General features: G+C 72.1%; 11 protein-coding genes. 2 read left to right on the plus strand and 9 right to left on the minus strand.

Going from position 1 to position 18,876, the window contains the following annotated elements; translation table 11 throughout:
* Positions 1-31: 31 nt before the first annotated feature.
* From VLJ82_RS08130 to VLJ82_RS08170, 9 genes are all read right to left on the minus strand, one after another.
* Positions 32-829, minus strand: coding sequence for an AfsR/SARP family transcriptional regulator (locus VLJ82_RS08130; RefSeq protein ID WP_408662832.1), 798 nt, complete (start codon positions 827-829; stop codon positions 32-34).
* A 157-nt stretch (positions 830-986) separates the two neighbouring features.
* Positions 987-1,187: a hypothetical protein gene (locus VLJ82_RS08135; RefSeq protein WP_408662833.1), complete on the minus strand. Its 201-nt coding sequence runs from the start codon at positions 1,185-1,187 to the stop codon at positions 987-989.
* Between the two features lies 1 nt (position 1,188).
* Positions 1,189-2,970: a hypothetical protein gene (locus tag VLJ82_RS08140; protein WP_408662834.1), complete on the minus strand. Its 1,782-nt coding sequence runs from the start codon at positions 2,968-2,970 to the stop codon at positions 1,189-1,191.
* Positions 2,970-4,340 carry a hypothetical protein gene (locus VLJ82_RS08145; protein WP_408662835.1) on the minus strand — a complete coding sequence of 457 codons (1,371 nt, stop codon included), beginning with the start codon at positions 4,338-4,340 and terminating at the stop codon, positions 2,970-2,972. The genes VLJ82_RS08140 and VLJ82_RS08145 overlap by 1 nt, the downstream gene beginning before the upstream one ends.
* Positions 4,330-6,300 carry an AAA family ATPase gene (locus tag VLJ82_RS08150; protein WP_408662836.1) on the minus strand — a complete coding sequence of 657 codons (1,971 nt, stop codon included), beginning with the start codon at positions 6,298-6,300 and terminating at the stop codon, positions 4,330-4,332. Before VLJ82_RS08150 ends, VLJ82_RS08145 begins: the two co-directional genes overlap by 11 nt.
* Entirely contained in the window at positions 6,293-7,939 is a 1,647-nt protein-coding gene (locus VLJ82_RS08155) for a hypothetical protein (protein WP_408662837.1), read from the minus strand. Before VLJ82_RS08155 ends, VLJ82_RS08150 begins: the two co-directional genes overlap by 8 nt.
* Positions 7,936-10,056, minus strand: a complete 2,121-nt coding sequence (locus tag VLJ82_RS08160; RefSeq protein ID WP_408662838.1) for a phage tail protein — start codon at positions 10,054-10,056, stop codon at positions 7,936-7,938. Before VLJ82_RS08160 ends, VLJ82_RS08155 begins: the two co-directional genes overlap by 4 nt.
* A complete protein-coding gene (locus tag VLJ82_RS08165; RefSeq protein ID WP_408662839.1) occupies positions 10,056-12,203 on the minus strand; it encodes a putative baseplate assembly protein in 2,148 nt (715 codons plus the stop codon). The genes VLJ82_RS08160 and VLJ82_RS08165 overlap by 1 nt, the downstream gene beginning before the upstream one ends.
* Before the next feature lie 7 nt (positions 12,204-12,210).
* Positions 12,211-12,609 carry a GPW/gp25 family protein gene (locus VLJ82_RS08170; RefSeq protein WP_408662840.1) on the minus strand — a complete coding sequence of 133 codons (399 nt, stop codon included), beginning with the start codon at positions 12,607-12,609 and terminating at the stop codon, positions 12,211-12,213.
* Positions 12,610-12,820: 211 nt separating this feature from the next.
* Here VLJ82_RS08170 and VLJ82_RS08175 point away from each other — a divergent pair, with 211 nt between their 5' ends.
* Both VLJ82_RS08175 and VLJ82_RS08180 read left to right on the plus strand, forming a co-directional pair.
* Positions 12,821-15,991 (plus strand): eCIS core domain-containing protein, encoded by a 3,171-nt coding sequence (locus tag VLJ82_RS08175; RefSeq protein WP_408662841.1) that lies wholly within the window; start codon positions 12,821-12,823, stop codon positions 15,989-15,991.
* 723 nt (positions 15,992-16,714) lie between these two features.
* On the plus strand, positions 16,715-18,876 hold a 2,162-nt coding region (locus VLJ82_RS08180), incomplete at its 3' end, for a tetratricopeptide repeat protein (RefSeq protein ID WP_408662842.1).

An 18,876-nucleotide genomic window follows, 5' to 3' on the forward strand; every position in this document is an offset into this window, starting at 1 on the left:
GGGACAGACGGCGCGACCGGCCGGGTACCGCTCAGGTGGCGGCCACCGCTGATGGCGCCGACCGGCGCAGCGGTATCGACTGCCCGGTGGCGGCGGACCGGTAGACGTAGTTCGCCAGCTCGGAGGACGGCGACACCCCGAGCTCGCGGCGCAGCATGTCACGGTAGTTGACGAAGCCGCGGTGCGCCTCGACCCAGTTGCCCTCGCTGAGGTGCGCCTCGATCAGGGCGCGCTGCGCGCTCTCGCGCAGCGGCTCGGCGGCGATGGCGGCGATCGCGGCTTCGACGGCGTCGGCGTAGCGGCCGAGTTCCACCAGCCGCCGGCTGAGTGCCTCCAGCGCGTGCAACACCCGCTGCCGGAGCCGTTCCCGTTCCAGGATCGCCCAGTCGTCGTACCAGCCGGGCAGCAGGTCCAGGGCGTCCAGCTGGGCCGGCGACACCGCCAGGTCGCAGTCCAGGGCCCGGTCGCCGATCACCCGGTCGGCCCATTCGGTGACCAGCTGGACATCGACCGCGACCCCGTCGGCCAGCCGCAAGGACCATTTGTCGCACTGCATGATCTCGATGTCGGCACCGCGCAGCCGCCAGAGCGCCGAGCGCAGGTTGCCGGCCGCCCGGCCGTCGTCGCCGACCGGCCAGAGGGTGCCGGCGGCGTGCCGGCGCTCCACCCGGCCGCGCCGCAGCGCGACGAAGGCGAGCAGCCGTTTGCTGCCCTCGGGCACCTGTCTGCGGGCACCGTCGACGGTCACGTACGGCCCGCCGAACAGATGGATGCTGGACCCTTCGCAGCTGTCCGGTCCGGCAGTATGCGCGGCGCGCTGTTGCACCATGGCAGACCCCCCGTCCATTCGGTGGCGACCGTACTGGGGCGACGTCACCAATGTGTCACGAGATGGAGCACGCAACCCCGCCGCCAGATACCGAACCGGGTCAGGCAGTTGCCGATTTCATCGCGGACGATCCGATTCTTCAGGAAATCAACGGGATTCAGGTGCGGAAGGAGTGCAGGAAGTCCGCCACGGCCTGGAGGGCCGCTTCCGGATCGCTGTACTTGCGGGTGGGTTCGACCGATGCGGAGTACAGCTCCCGGTTCAGCGACCGGTTGGTGGTGACGGAGATCAGCAGGTGACCGGGCTGGGGTTCGACCCGGACGATGCACACCGCGGCCTGCGCGGTCCGGCCGGCCATCTCAGGCTGGTTCCGGCGTCGGGATGCTGCCGACCACGAACACGATCGCCTCGGGCTGGTCGAGCCGGACGGCCGCGGTCGCCGGCAGGTGGATCAGGCCGTCCAGGTCGAAGCTCACCGGCAGCAGCGCGGCCCGGGCCCCGGCCAGCGGCCGGCGCGGGTCGGTGCGGGCGGTGCCGATCACGCCGAGCAGGCGCTGGCGGGACTGCCGGAGCAGCTCGCGCAGCTTCTCGCCCAGGTCGGCCACCTCCTGCTCCGGGGTCGGTACCCCCCATTCGGCGGCCGGGTACCGCAGCGTGGCCAGCCGCTCGGCCTTGGGCAGCGAGTCGCTGCGGACCACCCCGTTGACCACGTCCCGGAAGGTCTCGTCACCGTCGGCCGGAGCCAGGTAGACCTCGACCGGCTCGGTGGCCGGCGGGGCCACCTGCACCGGCTCGCCGCGGTTCCGGGCGAAGGCGATCCAGCCGTAGGACGGGGTGAACACCGCAGGCAGGTCGGCGGCGGTGTTCGGGATCCAGACGTCCACGGTGGGCTTGGCGGCCGGCCGGTCCAGCGGGATCCGGTCCAGGTGCTGGGCCTCGGTGACCGCGCGCACCGCCGCGTCCGCGCTGTTGGAGTGCAGCCGCACAGTGACGTTGGGCCCGAAGATCGCCTGCACCTGGTCGGCCAGTTCCGCCTTGCCGGTCGGGTACGGCAGGAAGCCGGCCGGTGGCAGCTCGCCGATGCCGTGGTTGAGCAGCGACCCCTTGGTCAGCGACACGGTGTGCTGCTGCTGCCACCGGTCCCACAGTTGCTGCACCGCCCGGCGCGAACGCGGCGCCTCCTGCAGCACGGTCTCGTAGAAGTCCGCCGCGTCGCCGAGGACGGCCTCGGCGAACCGGTCGACCGGCGGCAGCTCGGCCAGCTGGGCCTGGAGCTGCAGCACCTGCGCGACGAACACCGGCCACGGGCGCAGGCCGAGCCGCCACTCCCAGGCCCCGCGCGGCACGGTCTGCACCAGGTCCCGCCGGGCGGTCCAGACGTCGAGCTGCCAGCTCTCCTCAGCCCGGAACAGCACCCCGAGCGGAACGCCGTTGCCGGCCGGCTCCCCCAGCACGCCCGGCGCGGCCGCCGGCTGCGCGCCGGACCAGGGCAGTTCGAGCAGGGAGGCCACCGCGCCGGACTGGTCGGGGGTCAGCCAGGGCGGGCCGGCCCGCCGTTCCTGCTCGAAGTAGGCCGAGGCGAGCCAGTTGCGGACCCGGTTCGCCGAGGCCACCGAGGCCAGCCCCGGCAGCGTGTCGCGGGCGCTGACCTGCACCCGCACCGCGTCGTCGAGCCAGGGCTGGATCGAACCGCCCGAGCACGGGTCGGCGCACAGGTTGCCATACACCGGCTCGTTGTCCGAGGGCACCGCGCGGTCGGCAATCACCTCGACCAGCCAGAACCTCCCCGGCGGGGTGGCCAGGCCCTCCAGCTGGACGGTGACCGGCGCGCCGGTGCGCAGCGGCATGCCCGCGGCGTCGATGGCCAGCCCCGGGGTGACCGTCAGCTCGGCGTCGGACAGGCTCAGCTGGTAGCCGTAGACCACCCCGGTGCCGCCGGCGATGCCTACCGCCAGCGCCAGTTCGCGGCTGTAGGCCTGCATCTGGTTCAGGTGCTCCGAGCGCAGGAACAGCCCGTCGGCCGGGTTGAGCCGCCGGATGCCGCCGGTCGCGGTGGTTGCCGCGGCCACCGAGTCCGGACCGCCGCTCGCCGCCCCGGGCTGCCCGGCCGCCGGCTTGCTGCCTGCGATGGAGGTGGTCATCAGCTTTCCCCGTTCTCGGTCGGGCGATTGGCGAAGGTCAGCAGCACGTCATGGCCGTCGTCGGCAGTGCCCGGTGGGCCGCCCCAGACGCCGGCCAGCGGCACCAGCGGCTCGGCGCCGTACACCGGCATGGTCCCGGTCCCCTTCACCCGGAGCCGGAGCAGCGCGTTGGTCGGCCGGTCCACCATCGACACCACGATGGCCGGCAGCTCGGGGTCGTAGCCGACCCCGGACAGGTCCTCCTCGACCCAGCCGCGCGCCGACAGCGAGGTCACCGTGATGGCGTGCCGCAGCGAGCCCGGCACCAGCGGCGCGGACACCGGGATGACCAGGGTCAGCCCGTCCTCCGACCACGCCACCCCGTCGGCGAACACCCGCGGGCCGCCGGCGTCGTCGGCCGAGCCGGCCTCGTCCCGGACCAGGCCCGGCGCCAGCCCGCAGCACAGCTCGGTGAGGGTGGCGGTGGGCAACAGCGTGCTGCGGCAACCGAGGTCGATCCGCACGTCGGTGATGGTGGTGCAGCCGTCGGCGTCGCGCAGGTCCAGCTCCAGGCAGGCCAGCACCACCGCGGCGTCCTGCTCCAGCACCGGGAACAGGGTCGGGTCGCTGGTGCCGGGCTCTACCGCCGGGCCGAGCTCGGCACCGTCCCAGGCGGCCAGCCGGCGCAGCTCGCGGGCCAGCAGCCGCGGCCGGTCCGCCGGCGCGGCCGCGGCCACCAGCTCCCGCGCCGCCAGCGCCTGCCGGCCGGCCCGGTCGGAGCAGTCGCAGCCGCTGGCACCCTGGCACCCCTCCTCGTGCGCCAGCTCGTCCAGGCCGAGCAGCACCCGCACCCGGTGGTAGGGACGCCGCCGCTTGCGGCACCGGCCCGGCCGCAGCTCGATCCGGGCGGTCTCGGTGACCCGCGACTCGTAGTCGTGCGAGCGGTTCACGTCGCACGGGTCGGCCAGCGCTGGCACCGGGTTGCTCAGGCAGCAGTCGAACTCGGCCACCAGGCAGGCGTGCACGGTGCGGCTGCCGCAGCCGTCCTGGTCCGGCGGGTCGTCGCAGGTCTTGAGCCAGTCCTGCAGGTTCAGGCAGGACGAGGCCTGCAGCTCGACCTCGCGGCCCAGGCCGTCCACCCCCAGGCCCGGCGAGACCCGCAGCTGCAGCGGGCCGCCGGCGGCCGCCTCGGTGCCCACCCGATAGCCCCACACCACGCCGCTGCCGTGCAACCACGACGAGTGCAGCATCTGCTTGCCGCGCGGATTGCCCATCAGAACCCGGAAATCGTCCTCGCCCAGCAGCATGCCGTAGGAGACCCGCAGCGCCTGGAACGGCGTCACCGGCAGGTCCGTGCAGTTGCCGCACGAGCACGCGCACTCAGCTGTCATCTCGTCTCCTCGGAGGTTCACCCGGGCACGGCAGGGCCGCCTTCAGGTACTCGCGCCGCACCGCGGCGACGAGGTGGGACTGGGAGATCTGCTCACCGGCGGCCGCGGCGAAGAAGGCCGCCGCGATCGAGGCATTGCGGATCCAGCCGCCGGCGATCGGGTACAGCCGGGCCAGCACGGCCAGCTCCACGTCGGGGCCGACCCGGTCCGGCGGTAGGTGCAGCTGCCACAGCTCGTGCCGGCGCGGCTCGTCGGGCAGCGGGAAGTCGATCACGAAGTCCATCCGGCGCACGAAGGCCGGGTCGATGTTGTGCCGCAGGTTGGTGGCCAGCACCGCCAGGCCGTCGAAATGGTCCAGCCGTTGCAGCAGGTAGGCGGTCTCTAAGTTGGCGTAGCGGTCGTGGGCGTCGGAGATCTCGGTGCGGGTTCCGAACAGCGAGTCGGCCTCGTCCAGCATCAGCACCGCCTGGGTGCGCTCGGCCACGTCGAAGGCGGCGGCCAGGTTCTTCTCGGTCTCGCCGATCCACTTGGACACGATCTGGGAGACGTCCACCCGCAGCAGGTCGGTGCCCGCCGCGGTCGCCACCGCCTCGGCGGCCAGCGACTTGCCGGTGCCGGGCAGGCCGGTCAGCAGCAGCCGGACGCCGCGGCTGGCCCGGGCGTGCTCGCGCACCCGCCAGTCGTCGAGCACCAGCGCCTGGTGCTCGAGCCGGGCCACCGCGTCGCGCAGCTGGAAGCCGGCGCCGTCGGCCAGCACCAGCCGCGACCACGGCACCGACGGCGTCACCACCTCGATGCCCGGCGGCAGGCTGGCCACCGCCCGGGCCCGGATCAGGCCGGCGATCGAGACCGGGTCGGCCGGCGTCCGGCCGGCTACCGCGTCGAGCGCGACGGGTTCGATCAGCGCCGGATCCAGCGGGTGCCGGCTGGCCAGGACGGCCGCGTCCGCCTCGGACAGCTCCGGCAGCGCGGCCAGCCATGCCAGCCGCCGGTCCGCCGGGCAGAGCTGGCCGACCGGCACCGACAGCACCGGACGGTCGGGCGGAAACCGCAGCGCGGCACCGGCCGGAGCGACCACCAGCAGCGGGCCGGGCAGCTCGGCGGTGGCCAGCTCCACCGCACCGGCACCGTCGGCCGGCCGGGTCACCAGCACCGGGGCGGCGTCGCGGACGCCTGCGTGCGCGCCGAGCAGCTGGATCGCCGCCGGGTCGTCCGGGCGCAGCCTCGCTGCCACCAGCCGGGCACCGGCCGCTCCGGCCAGTGCGGCGCAGCGTCCCAGGGCCACCAGCTCGTCGGCGCCGCGCACCAGCAGGGTGACCCGGGTGCTGTCGCGCAGCGCGCGCACCGCCCGGCCCACCGCGGGCTCGGCCAGCCAGCCGACCAACCCGGCCGGCGCCGGACGGGCCGGCACCCGGTCCAGGCCGGCCGGGAAGGCGTCCAGCCCGTGCAGCGCCTCCCACAGTCCGTCGGCGAGCAGGATCGAGCGCTCGAACAGTGCCTCGCTGCCGTCCAGCCGCAGCAACCCGCACCGCACCGCCCGGCCCTCGGTCAGCAGCCGGCGCAGCTCCACCCGCGGGTGACCGCGGCGGTCCAGCACCAGCGCGGCCAGCCCGACCGAGGGATAGGCCAGCCCCTGCGGGTGCATCGAGCGCAGCGTGCCGGACAAACCCTCGTGCTCCTGGGCCAGCCCGGCCAGCAGGATCAGGTCGCGCTCGGCGTCGAGCAGCCGGTACCGCTCGGCCAGCAGGTCCAGCGGCAGGCCGGCCGCCGGCAGCGCCGGCTCAGCCGAGGCCGCCCAGTCCCGCAGGAACGCCGCCGCCGCCACCGACGCCGGATCCCCGCCGGTGGACTGCTCGATGACCTCGGCGACGCTCACCGCGAGCCCGGCCGTGGCAGCGGTGAGCCGGCGCGAGACCGCACCCGGCTCGGCACCCAGCAGCAGCATCCGGTTCTCACTCATAGACGAAGGTCACCACCGCGGTCAGCCAGCGCAGCCAGCCCGGATCGACGTCCAGCCCGGCTCGCCGGACGTCCAGCCGAACCCCGTCCAGCGAAAGATGGATCTCGATCCAGCCCGGCTCGGCGGCGACCACCCCGGGACGGGCCGCCAGATCCTGGGCGACCGCGGCGAGGTCCGGTGCCGGCTCGCCGCCCAGCCGGGTTGCGGTGACGGCGGCCCACCGCTCGGCGTGCCCGGCCAGCCGGTCGGCCTCGGCCGGCGTCGGTGGGTCCAGCGGCAGCGGGGCCGGCACCAGGCCGGCCAGTGCGAACAGCGCCGGATCGGCCGGGTCGATGGCCGGCACCAGCAGCTGGCCGAGCTGGTACACCGTCCAGGACAGCGGCCGGCCGGCCAGCACCTCGTCGGCCAGCAGCGCGCCGGGCAGCTCTGCCTGGTCGGCAGTGGTGAGGAAGAACGGCAGGCCGGCCCAGTCCGTCGGCCAGCCGTTCTCGGCCGGGAACCGCTCCGGTTCCGGGCCGGCGGGCGCATCGGCCGGGCGGCCGGCGCCATCGGTACGCGTGTCCGGCGTTGAAGTCTTGTCTGATGTCTGATCAGATATTCCGTCACCGGTTACCGGCCGGCCGGACGGGTCGGCAGCATCCGCCCGCCGGCGCTCCGGCTGCCCGGTCAGCTTTCCGGGATCCGGAGCGGAGGATTCCGGACCACCGGCCGCCGGTGCACCGGGGAGCGGACGCGCGGCCGGCATGCCCTGGTAGCCGGCGGCCAGTCGCGCCAGCACCAGCCGGGCCGTCGGCCGGACGAACAGCGCCGGGTCGACCTCGGCGGCGGTCAAGGCGGCCCACGCCCACGCGGTGACCTGGTCCGGCCGCAGCCGGCTCCGGGTGGCGGCCTGGCCCAGCACCGAGCGCCGGACGACGGCATCGGCCAGCCGGCGGGCGCTCGAAGCCGACGCCGGCGGCGGGCCGGACTCGCCGGCCGGGCCGGTCGCCGACGGAGTTGTCGGCAGCGTCCCGCGTTCCGGCAGCGGGCCGGTGGACCAGGGGCGGTCCGGCGGAATGGCCAGCGCCGGGTCGCCGCCGACGCCGGCGATCACCTGCCGGGCCAGCTCGTTCCAGCCGGCCGGCCCGAGCAGCCGGTGCAGCGCGGCCACCCCGGCCGTCCGGGCGGCGGTGACCAGCGCCGGCACGGCCTCGGCCGGCCGTCGGCGCAGCACCGCTAGCAGGGCGGCCACCGGCATGCCGGCCGGATCCGGGTCACCGGGCTGCAGCAGGCCCAGCTGGCGCCAGGCCCACAGCCGCTCGATGGCGCCGGTCGCCAGGCCCGCGAGCAGGTCGGCAAGTGCGGCCGCCGGCCGGCGGTAGTGCACCACGCCGGCGTCCGGCCCGTGCTCGAGCGCTTCGCGGAGGGCGGCGACCAGCGCCAGCGCCCAGGCCGTCTCGACCGTCGCGTCGGCCTGCCGGTCGGCCAACGACAGCGGCACGTCCAGGCGCCGGATGCACCACTCGCCGGGCGGCAGGTCCAGGCCCGCCAGCACCGGTTCCAGCCGGCGTTCGGTGACGCCGGTCAGCAACCGGCGGACCCGGGCCTCGTCCTGGGCGGTGGTGGTCGCCGACAGCCGCGCGATGTGCAGATCGGTCATCCGACCCTCACCTGCCCGATCGCGGACGAGCCGTTGCCCAGCCGGCTGCCGACCGCGGGCAGCCCGACCACGCCGTCCCCGCCGATCAGCACCTGGCCGACGATGGCCGGCGCCCAGCCGCGGCCGGGGCCCACGTAGGAGGTCAGGTCCAGCCGCAACCGCTCGCCGACGCGCATGCCGGCGCCGAGCTCGCAGATCTCGACCAGGGTGTGCGCCGGCTTGTGCGCGTCCAGGACGGCCCGCACCACGCTGCGCTGCTCACCGGTCAGCTCGCCGCGCAGCAGCAGCGTGAACCGGTGCGCCGAGGCGGTGTAGCCGGTCTGGCCGGGCCGCGCGCCGCCGACCGCGAACCGGCCGAGGCTGCCGGTCTGTGCCGACGTACCACCCACCGCCGGCGGCTGGATCGCGCCCGGCCGGGTGCCCAGCACCGCGCCGGCCAGCCCGCGCAGCTGCCAGGCCTCGACCAGTTGCGGCGGGTAGCCCAGGTAGATCTCGAGGATGCGCAGCAGCGCCGCCTTGGTGCCGCGCCGCCGGTACAGCGGGTAGACCTCGGCGACCAGGGTGCGCCGGGCGGGTTCCGGCCAGCGCTGGTCCAGCGTCAGCGCGGCGAAGCCGGCCAGCCAGTCCAGCGCCGAGGACGGGGTCGCCCGCGGGTCGACCAGCACCGCCCTGCGCTCGGCCCACTCGTCCAGCTCGTGCAGCATCCCCTCGGCCGGCGCGAGCATCCGCTGCAGGAAGTCGGCGTCGCCGTCGTCGCGCGACCAGCTGCGCGGCAACGCGGTCAGCAGGTCGTGGCCGGGCCGTTCGACGCGCAGCGCGCGGACCCGCGGGCTGACCCGCTCGGTGCCGCGCAACAGCAGTTGCACCCACAGGTAGCGGCCGGGCGCGGCCAGCACCGGGGTCTCGTACGTGGCGAAGCCAGCGGCGTCGGTGGCCGGCAGCCAGGGCCGCTCGGTGCCGCTCGGCCGGCGGTACAGCGGGCAGGCGCCGGCCCCGTCGGCCGGCAGCAGGTGCTGGGGCACCAGCGGCGGGGTGGCCTGCGGGTCGGGCACCGCCCGGGCCCCGCGGGCCGGCGGCGAGGCCGGCACCGGATCCGGATTCAGGTCGTCGTCGGTGCTGACGAACCGCGCCCGGACCTCGGTGCCGGCCGGCAGGCAGGCCTCCAGGAAGAGCCTGCCCCACCGGGTCCGGTAGCCGCCGCTGTCCAGCCGGTAGCTGATCACCGAACCCTCGGTCAGGTGCACCGCGGCCGAGCCGGACGTCCAGCCGTAGCCGGCCGCGGTGGTGAACGCGATCCGGCCGTCCGGCGCGTAGCAGACCGAGCCACCGTCGTAGCCCAGGGCCTCGACCGGCTCCAGCTCGGTCAGTGCGTCCCCGGCCAGCTGGAAGCGGCGCAGCGGGGCTCCCGGTAGGCCGCCCAGCACCAGCTCGCCGGCCGGACCGCAGTCTGAGTCGGTGGCGCCGTCCACCTCGGCCAGCACGGTGCCGTCCGGCCGGGCCAGCACGCCGCGGCCGTCGGCGGCCCGCCACAGGACCAGCGGGCCGGGCGCGATCCGGCGCGCCACCAGGCCGCCCGGGTAGCAGGGCCGGACCAGCGCCGGGCCGGGCAGCGGGCCGCGGCGGCCGTCGATCAGCAGCAGCGCCGGCTCGCTGGTGAGCACGATCGCCCGGCCGCAGTCCGGCGCGACGTCGATCGGTCGGCCGCGGCCGACCGCGATCCGGCGCAGCAGCCGCTGGCCCCACAGGTCGATGACGTGCACCAGGCCGGTGCCGGCCTCGGCCAGGTACAGCCGCTGCCGGCGATCCACCGCCAGGCCCGCCGGGAACCGCAACGGTCCTCCGCAGGCCGGCTCCGGCCGGCTGTGCTCCCCGGCCGCGCGCTGGCTGACGTCCACCCGGCCGGTCTCCGGCCGGCTGCGGTAGGCCCGGCACCACCGGTCGAAGGCCAGCCCGCTGTGCGCCGGCAGCTCGGCACAGCCGCTTGCCGCCCCGGCGGCCGGCACCGGGTCCAGCCAGCTCAGCTCCACCCCGCCGTCGGGCAGCAGCGCGGTCCGGTCGTGCACGCAGCGCGCCCACTGGTCCGGCTGGACGAGCAGGCTCAGCCCCCGGGCGGCCATTAGCACACCTCCGGCGGCAGCGGCACCAGCACGCCCGGCGGCTCGGCCGGCCGGTAGGCCGCACCCGGCGGCAGCGGGTCGCCGGACACCACGGCCAGCTCCACCAGCTGCGGCACCTCCCACCTGGCCAGCTCCAGCTGGCCGACCTCGGAGTAACCGGTGCCGTCGGGCACCGCCAGGGTCAGGCCGGTGGCGTACTCGACGCCCTCGACCTGCACCACCACGGCCTCCAGCTCGGCGCGGCGCACGGTGCGGCCGAGCGGCCAGCCGCCGGCGTCCGGGCCGAACGGCGGCAGCGGCGCCAGGTACTGCCGCAGGATCAGCTCGACCCAGCGGCGTACCGCGTCCACCTGGTAGCCGGCCCGGACCGCGAGCCCCACCGAGACCACCACCGGACGGTAGGTGGGAGGGAGCACGTACAGCTCGGTGGTGACCAGCCGGCGCAGGTCGAGATAGTTGGCCACCCGGCGCAGCAGCCCGAGGTCGGGCATCGGGGCGTCCGGGGTACGCAGGTCCTCGGTGGGAAAGACCACCACGCTGACCACGCCGGCCGCGTCCACGGTGGGGGTGTCGGGGTGGAACAGCGGCAGCGGCTCGGCCCGGGCCACCCCGGTCACCTGCAGCGCCAGGTCACGGAAGTCCTCGGCGACCACGGCCCGGTCCCGCCGGTGCACCTCGGCCGGAATGGCCTCCAGCGCCTCGTCGATGCCGGCCGCGTCGGCGCCGCCGGTGGCCGGCAGCGGGTTGCCGATCCGGGCACCGGCCACCCCACTGAGCGCGTTGGCGGCACCCGCGGCCACGTTGCCGGCCAGCCCGCCGCCGTAGCGGTAGCTCAGCGTGCGAATCCGTTCACCCAGTTGCGGCAACCGGATTCCGGCGAACTCGACGGCACCGGCCTGGTAGTCCACCGTGTAGTGCCGGTCGTCCGGGCCGCTGGCGACGAAGCTGTCCACCTCCTGCCAGTTCCGCCAGCCGTCCGGCTCCTCGACCTGCAGCACGGTGCTGCCCGGCAGCACCGGGTGCTGGGTGAGCGGATAGCGCTGGCCGGCGTCGCCGCTGCCGGTGCCGAGCAGCTCCGGGGTCGCGGTGCGGGCCTGCTCGGCGCGGGTGGCGTTCAGGCCGACCCAGCGCACCCGGTGGATGCCGTCGTTGATGTGGGTGGTCTCCGGCCGGCTCACCCGCAACCAGGCCAGCACCCTCCCGGCCAGCTTCTCATCCACCAGCGGCGGCGGGTTGTCCTTGTCGCCGGAGGTGCGCGCGACCGGGTCGATCGGCGGCAGCCGGCCGGGCAGCAGCAGTTCCACCACGCCGGTGGTGGTCAGGCCCCGGCTGCTGTCATCGCCCACGTTCAGCACGGTGAAGCCGTTGCCCGGGCCGGCCCACAGCTGCCACAGCATGGCCGGCGGGTCGGTGTTCAGCCCGGTCGAGGCGAACTCCGCGCTGGCCCCGGTGCCGGCGATCGCCTGCAACGCGAAGGGCAACGGCACCTGCTCGTCGAAGGCGACCCCGACGAACAGGCTGCGGTTGGCCAGCTGGCGCACGTCGGTGCCGGCCTTGCCGAGCACCGCGATCCACAACGAGTGGTCCAGCGTCTGGCCGACGTCGAGAACGAGCGCGTCCGGGCCGGTCGGGTCGTCGGGCAGCTGGCTGGTGACGTAGAAGTCGGCCGCCGCCGAAGGTGTCAGGCCGACCCGGGCCCGGGCGTCGTCGCGGCGGTCGGACTCCTGCCGGCTGCCGTCGCCGGGCGGGGCCGGCAGCTTGCCAACCGCGACGCATTCCAGCGGCCAGACATAGGTTTCGGCGATCGTCTCGAACGACACCGAGCCCGCCCGGACCTCGACCCCCTTGCCGATCTGCACGCCGGCCGGCAGCTCGGTGCTGGCCGCCAGCAGCACGGCGGCCGGCCGGGCCGGGCGGGGTTGCACGCCCAGCAGCCGCAGGAACTCGATCTTGGTGGTGTCCGGGATCTGGTTGAACCGGTACAGCAGCGACTCGCCGAGATAGGCGAACAGCTCGAGCAGCGCGATGCCCGGATCGGAGGCGTTGTGGTCGGTCCATTCCTTTGTGTAGACCGGAATCCGGCGCAGCAGTTCCTCCCGCAGCTGGGCGTAGCTGCGGTCGTCCAGGATCGGGCTGATCAGCGCCATCCGACTGCTACTTCAGGTAGAACGGGTAGACGATGTTGTCCGGCCGCAGATCCGACAGCCGGACGTAGGAGATCTCTATCCACACCAGGGAAGGGTCCTCGCGCGCCGTCACCGCAACGTCGGTCAACCGGATCCGGGGCTCCCAGCGGGCCAGCGCGTCCTCGATGTCGTGCTGCATCGCCGAGCGGGTGGTGAGGGTGTTCGGCTCCATCAGGTAGCGCTGCAGGCCACAACCGAACTCCGGCAGCATGATCCGCTCCCCCGGCTCGGTGTCCAGGATCTGCTCGATGGACTGCCGGACGAGCTCCATGCCGGTGCTGGGCAGCAGCCGGCCGGTGACCGGATCCGGCCGGATCGGAAAGCGCACTCCCCTGCCCAGCCACTGGTCGGCAACCGATCCGGTCATCAGAGAACCGGCTCTTCGCGCGAGCGCTCATCGCTGGCATTCGCTCCGCTCCTCGCTCGCTGACGCTCGCTGCGGTGCTCACTCATGTAGGCGATCCTCGGACCGTCCCGTCACCGAGCCGTCGCCGTCCCGTTCGTGCCTTTCTCGAGACGCAGCGGTGACGGCCGGCCCGCAGCATTGCGGAATGACGCCAGCCTCGGTGCGCGGCTAGATGGGCTGCCAGCCCAGCGCCGGCCGGCGGCCTCCGGTTGCTTCCGGCAACGCCGAGCAGCAGGCCGACCGGCTGGCCGGCAGCTGCCCGCACGGGCCGGCACCGTCCGCACCGGGACCGCTGACCCGCCTGGTCAGCCGGGCCGCACTGCCGCCGGCCGCGGGCCGGCCGCTGCCGGACGACGTCCGCGGCGACTTCGAACGGCGCACCGGTGCGGACCTCGGCGGTATCCGGGTGCACCAGCAGCCAGCGGCCCTGATCGCCCAGCGTGGCTCCGACCGCGCGTTCAGCGTCGGCTCGGACATCGTGCTCGGCGGTCCCGCCTCCGGCCGCGGCAGCCGGACGCTGGCGCACGAGATCGCGCACGTGGTGCAGCACGGCGGCGGCGGGCGCGGCCTGAGTGACCTGTCCGGATCGGGCCAGCTGGTGCAGGGCGACGGCGGGCTGACCGACCAGGACGCCCAGCTGATCCGGGACTGGTTGGCCAGCGGCGGCAGTGCCGGGGGCGCGCCGTCCTTCCCGGCAGGCGGCCCGGGGAACCGTCTGACGCCGCTCGGCGGCGGGTCTCCGTTCGGCTTTCCGGCGCCGGGCCAGAACACGCTGAACCCCCGGCAGAGCGGCTCGTCGACGCACATCACCATCTGCAACGCCAACTGCCACCAGACCCCGGACGAGCAGCGCCAGGAGGCCGCCCGCCGGGCCGAGGAGGCGCGCCAGGCCGCACTGCGGCAGGCCTGGCCCGGCGCGGTCAGCAGCCAGAGCGCCGCCGAGCTGGGCAAGCAGGGCGCCAGCATCCAGGACGACATCGACGCCTCGCGGCAGGCCGAGGGGCAGCTGCGGGTGCGGATGTTCGACGCGGCCCTCGGCGCCGGCCGGACCGGGGCGGCGAGCAGCCCGGGACAGCTGGACGACCGGGTCAGGGATGCCTGGATCGCCGCCGAGCAGGCGGCGGTGATGGTCGACGCGGTGTTCCGGGCCAGCGGAACCAACCCGGTGCCGGCGGTGGTCACCGATCCGCTGCGTCCCTGGTTCGTGGCCTTCTACGCCTCGGTCAGCCGGATGTTCCGCCGGCTCGACACCGAGGATCGGGCGCTCGCCAACGCGATGCGCCGCTCGCCGTTCGGGCAATCCGCACCCAACCGCCCGACCGGTCCGGCCTGCCCGGGCGGCTGCCACACCCCGAGCAATCCGTCGCCGGGCGGCTTCGGCAACTTTCCGGAGCCGACGCTGGTCGGCACCCCGGCACTGCCGCCGGTGTTGCTGGACACCTCGCCGGGACCACGGGAAACCCGCCTGCAGCAGGCGGCGACCACGGTGCAGGAAGCCAACTCCCAGACCACCTGGCGGACCGCCACCGACCACTTCCGGTGGGCGACCGGGCAGCTGGACGAGGTGCTGCGCCAGCGGGTGCAGGCCATCGGCGGGTACGACGACCTGCTGAAGAACTTCAGCTACGCGCAGGAGATCGGCCAGCGCCAGCAGCAGTTCCTGCAGACCAACCCGACCGCGCTGAAGGTGCCGGCGGTGTTCTTCCCGAAGAACGACATCCGCGAGGAGTACGACGACAAGGGCGCGCGGCGGCCGGTGGCCAAGGCGATCCCGTGGAACCTCTACCTGACCCGCACCCCGGTGCTCAACAGCAACCAGGTGCCGGTCGGTTTCGAGTGGGCACTGCACGACCTCACCGCGACCAAGGGCGGCGACCGCACCATCCGGACCCGCTACCAGTTCGACGCGATAGGAGCGCTGGCCCAGGAGCGGTACGGCAACCCGGACGTGCTCAACATCGATCCGCCGCGCTCGATGTTCGAAGACCTCAACCACCGGGACTTCTTCCCCGAGGGCCAGCTGCACTGGACCTGGCCGATCTCGAAGAAACCGGACTCGATCGAAACCACCGCGCCCAAGCCGTTCTGGGAGTGGGTCGCGCTGGTCGGGATCGCGATCTCCGTGCTCGGCTCGCTGATCTTCGCCCCGTTCAGCACGCCGGCGCTGATCGCGTTCGCGGCCGGCACCGGGATCACCCTCGGCGCCCGGTACATGCGACTGGAGGAGATGAAGGAACACGGCGTCTGGACCCAGGCCGACTCCAACCGGTTCTACTGGGAGATCGCCCAGGACCTGCTGGCCGCGGTCACGCTGGGCGTCGGCCGGTTCGCGATCGTGGCCGCCGAGGCGGGCAACCTGGCCCGGGCGGCCTCGGCGGCGCGGGTGTGGTTCACGCTGCGCCGAGTGGAGCTCGGCGTGCACGTGGTCAATATCGGCATCACCACCGTCGACCTGGTCACCAAGTTCCGCGAGATCCGCGACTCCAAGACCATGAGCCAGCAGCAGAAGGACGACGCGATGCGGCAGCTCGCCACCCAGGCCGTGATCAGCGGCGTGCTGAGCCTGGTGCCGTTCCGCGGCAGCGGGGACCTGCTGACCGGCCGGCCGCTGCTGCACCTCACCCCGGACGCGGCCCGTCCCGGCCGGTTCGTGGCGAGCCTGTCGACGATCGGCGGCCGGGACGTGCTCGCCGAGACCAGGGGCCTGTCCAGCGCCCAGCTGCGGCAGCGGCCGCAGACCCTGGAGGAGGAGTTCCAGCTCAGCCAGCGGCTGACCCGGCGGAACATCAACGACGAGACCTACGACCAGGAGGTGCTGCTGGCCAACGGGCACGCCTGGCGCCGGCAGCGCGGCACCGGTCGCTGGTGCCGTTTCTCCAACGACCCGCTGTGCTTCATCTTCGGCGAGGGCGGCGGCCACCACATCGAGGTCTTTCCGGCCGAACGCAAGGCGCGGCAGGGCTTCTGGAGCGGCACGCCGGGCAACTCGGAGTTCACCCCGAACAGCGCCGACGTGCTGCGGCGCACCGGCGGCGCCCCGATCGTCTACATCGACGGCTACCCCGACCTGTCGCCGTTCGCGGTCGGCGTCGCGCTGATCCCGCGCAACATCCTGGCCCAGCGCAACCGCGACCTGCACAACGACTACGCCGACGCCGCGCTCGCCCGGCAACGCGGCTGGCTGGTCAACGGCCAACCGGACGCTGCCCGGGTCGCCGCGCTGCGTGCCGACCCGACCAATCCGCTGACCTGGCACCACGTCGAGTTCGACAACATCATGTTCCTGGTGCCACGCTCCATCCACCAGGCCGCCCAGCACGCCGGCGGTTACGCCCGCCAGTAACCAACGGGTTCGGAACACGCCTCGAACCTCGCGCGACTCCCTTCAGAGTGTGGTGTTGGTCGAGTTATCCATGCCATCCGTCGATAAGTTTGTGGCTCTCGGAAAGTTAATGGTCTTTAGAAGACCTGCGCTTGACATGTACCACATGCAGGAGCTGGGGACTGGTTCTAACTGCCTGTGGCGGCCGCGCTGCCGGACTGACAATATGGAGCCCGACAGGACAAGGCTAGTGGCCAATTCCGAGAGGCATTAATGCGAAGCCGCCTTCGATCCGCTGACCCCAGTGACGCAGCCGCGTGGCTGATTGCTCAAACGGTGATGACCGCCGGTGGCGCTGCTGCCGGCCTTACGGTTGGCCTCTCCATATCAGGCTCGCCTGGCGCTGTGGCTGGCCTTCTTGCGGGCGCGGTATTCGGCTTCGCCCTCACGATTCTACCGCCTGTACGCGATTGGGCCCGCCGTCTCGCAGTAGTACGACGCGCCACCGAACGAGCTGTTTCCCCAGCTCCTCGCCGGGGAAGCGAAGGATCTCTGGAGTCGTTCCGAGTACATCGCGCCGACCCTACTCGTAACGTAGCTACTTTTGCCCATCGGGACCTATTCAAAGTGCTGGAAGAACAATTGCAAGAAAAGGTTCCTTTACTTGTCGTGGGCCAGTCGATGGCGGGAAAGACACGGCTTGTTCTCGAAGTTCTTCGGAAGCTATACGGCAGAAGTCAATGGGTGTTCCCCAAGGACGACGACGAGCTTGAAAAAATGAATGCAGATGCAATACGCGTGGTTGACGAGGCGGTGGTTTTCCTTGATGATGCTGACCGGTTCCTCGGCCGAGGCCTATCTCTGTCTTTGATTGATGACTGGCTCGCCAGAGGTTGCACAGTGGTAGCAACAATGATGCAATCTCAATACGATCAGGTTGCCTCAGATGCGACGGCAAAGTTGCCGGGTTGGGATGTTCTGAATAGATTTACGGTGGAACATCTCGCAGCGTTGCCGACCGAAACCGAATTGGCCGAAATGGCTAATAGCCCATATGCGGATCTCGCCCAACAAGCCAAGACCCTCGGATTGCCTGCCCTACTGGGTGGCGCACCGGTGGCAATGCAAAAATTTCATGCCGGGGCCGAGAGTCGCTCACGCGGATGGGCATTGGTACGAGCTGCTACGGATTGGCGACGTGCCGGGCTAGGGGAAGGCACAAAAGATCAGTTCGAGCAACTAGTCGCTGCTTACCCTGACCCGCCATTTGGAGTAGAGCCTTGGGAAGTAGCGTGGGATTGGGCAACTCATCCGATCAATCATTCCATCAGTCTGATCACACCCCAACCCAATGGTGGAATGCTCGCTCACGACGTTCTTGCCGACCGCGCCGACTGGCCTCTCCAATCCAGTGTGCTTGAGGCCATGAGCCATATGCAACTTACGGCGGCTCAACAGATTAGGCTCGCACGGACCATTTTTTTCGTGAGTGGGCTGGCCGGTGAAGCAACCATGGAGCGATTGCTGGATTCGGCTGCTAGCAACTCGGAATTGAATATCCGTGCCGAAGCACTCTATGTCCACGCCAGCATGTTAATGGCTTTCAGCAGAAAATCCGCGTACGAACGCGCCGAAGCTATGCTAAATGAGGTCTATGAAACTATGCCCAATCAAGCAGCCGCACCCTTAGCTGCATTAATTGAGCATAAGGATCCAGACCGTGCTGAGATTATGTTTCAGCAAGCTATTGAAGCGGACCCTGCGCAAGCTACATACGTAATGGCCTATGCATCCTTTCTGACTGGGATTCGCAAGGATCCGGACCGAGCAGAGGCTATGTACGAGCGGGCGTTAGCCGCCGACCCCACTCACGCCGATTCCCTCAGCAGTTACGCCTGGTTCTTGTACGACGTGCGGAAGAACCCGGACCGCGCCGAGGCCATGTACGAACGCGCCATCACCGCCGACCCGGACAACGCCGACGCCCTCGGCGACTACGCGCTATTTCTTAGCCGAGCATACCCACAGAACCCAGAGCGTGCCGAGGCCATGTACGAACGCGCCATCACCGCCGACCCCACCCACGTAAACACCCTGCGCACCTACGGTTGGTTCCTGCACGCCGTGCGGAAGGACCCGGACCGCGCCGAGGCCATGTACGAACGCGCCATCACTAACGACCCAGCCAACGCCGACACCCTCCGCAATTACGCAGTGTTTCTCAGGCAGACGAACTCGCAGGACGCGGACCGCATTGAGGCCGTGTATGAGCGCGCCATCACCGCCGACCCAACCAACGCCGACGCCCTGCGCAGCTACGCGCTGTTCTTGTACGACGGGCGGAAGGACCCGGACCGCGCCGAAGCCATGTACGAACGCGCCATCACCGCCGACCCCACCCACGCTAACAATCTCAGCAACTACGCAGTGTTCCTCAGCCACACCCGCCCGCAAGATCCCGACCGCGCCGAGGCCATGTACGAACGCGCCATCACCGCCGACCCCACCCACGTAAACGCCCTACGCAACTACACCTGGTTCCTAGAAAACGTGCGGAAGAACCCCGACCGCACCGAGGCCATGTACGAACGCGCCATCACCGCCGACCCCACCCACGCCACTACCCTGCGCAACTACACCTGGTTCCTAGAAAACGTGCGGAAGGACCCGGACCGCACCGAGGCCATGTACGACCGCGCCATCGCCGCCGACCCCACCCACGCTGACACCCTTGGCGACTACGCGCTATTCCTCAGCCAAATACACCCCCAGAACCCGGACCGCGCCGAAGCCATGTACGAACGCGCCATCACCGCCGACCCCACCCACGCAAACAATCTCAGCAACTACGCAGTGTTCCTCAGCCACACCCGCCCGCAAGATCCCGACCGCGCCGAGGCCATGTA

It is taken from the genome of Jatrophihabitans sp. (assembly GCF_035474675.1).
GTDB lineage: Bacteria > Actinomycetota > Actinomycetes > Mycobacteriales > Jatrophihabitantaceae > Jatrophihabitans_A.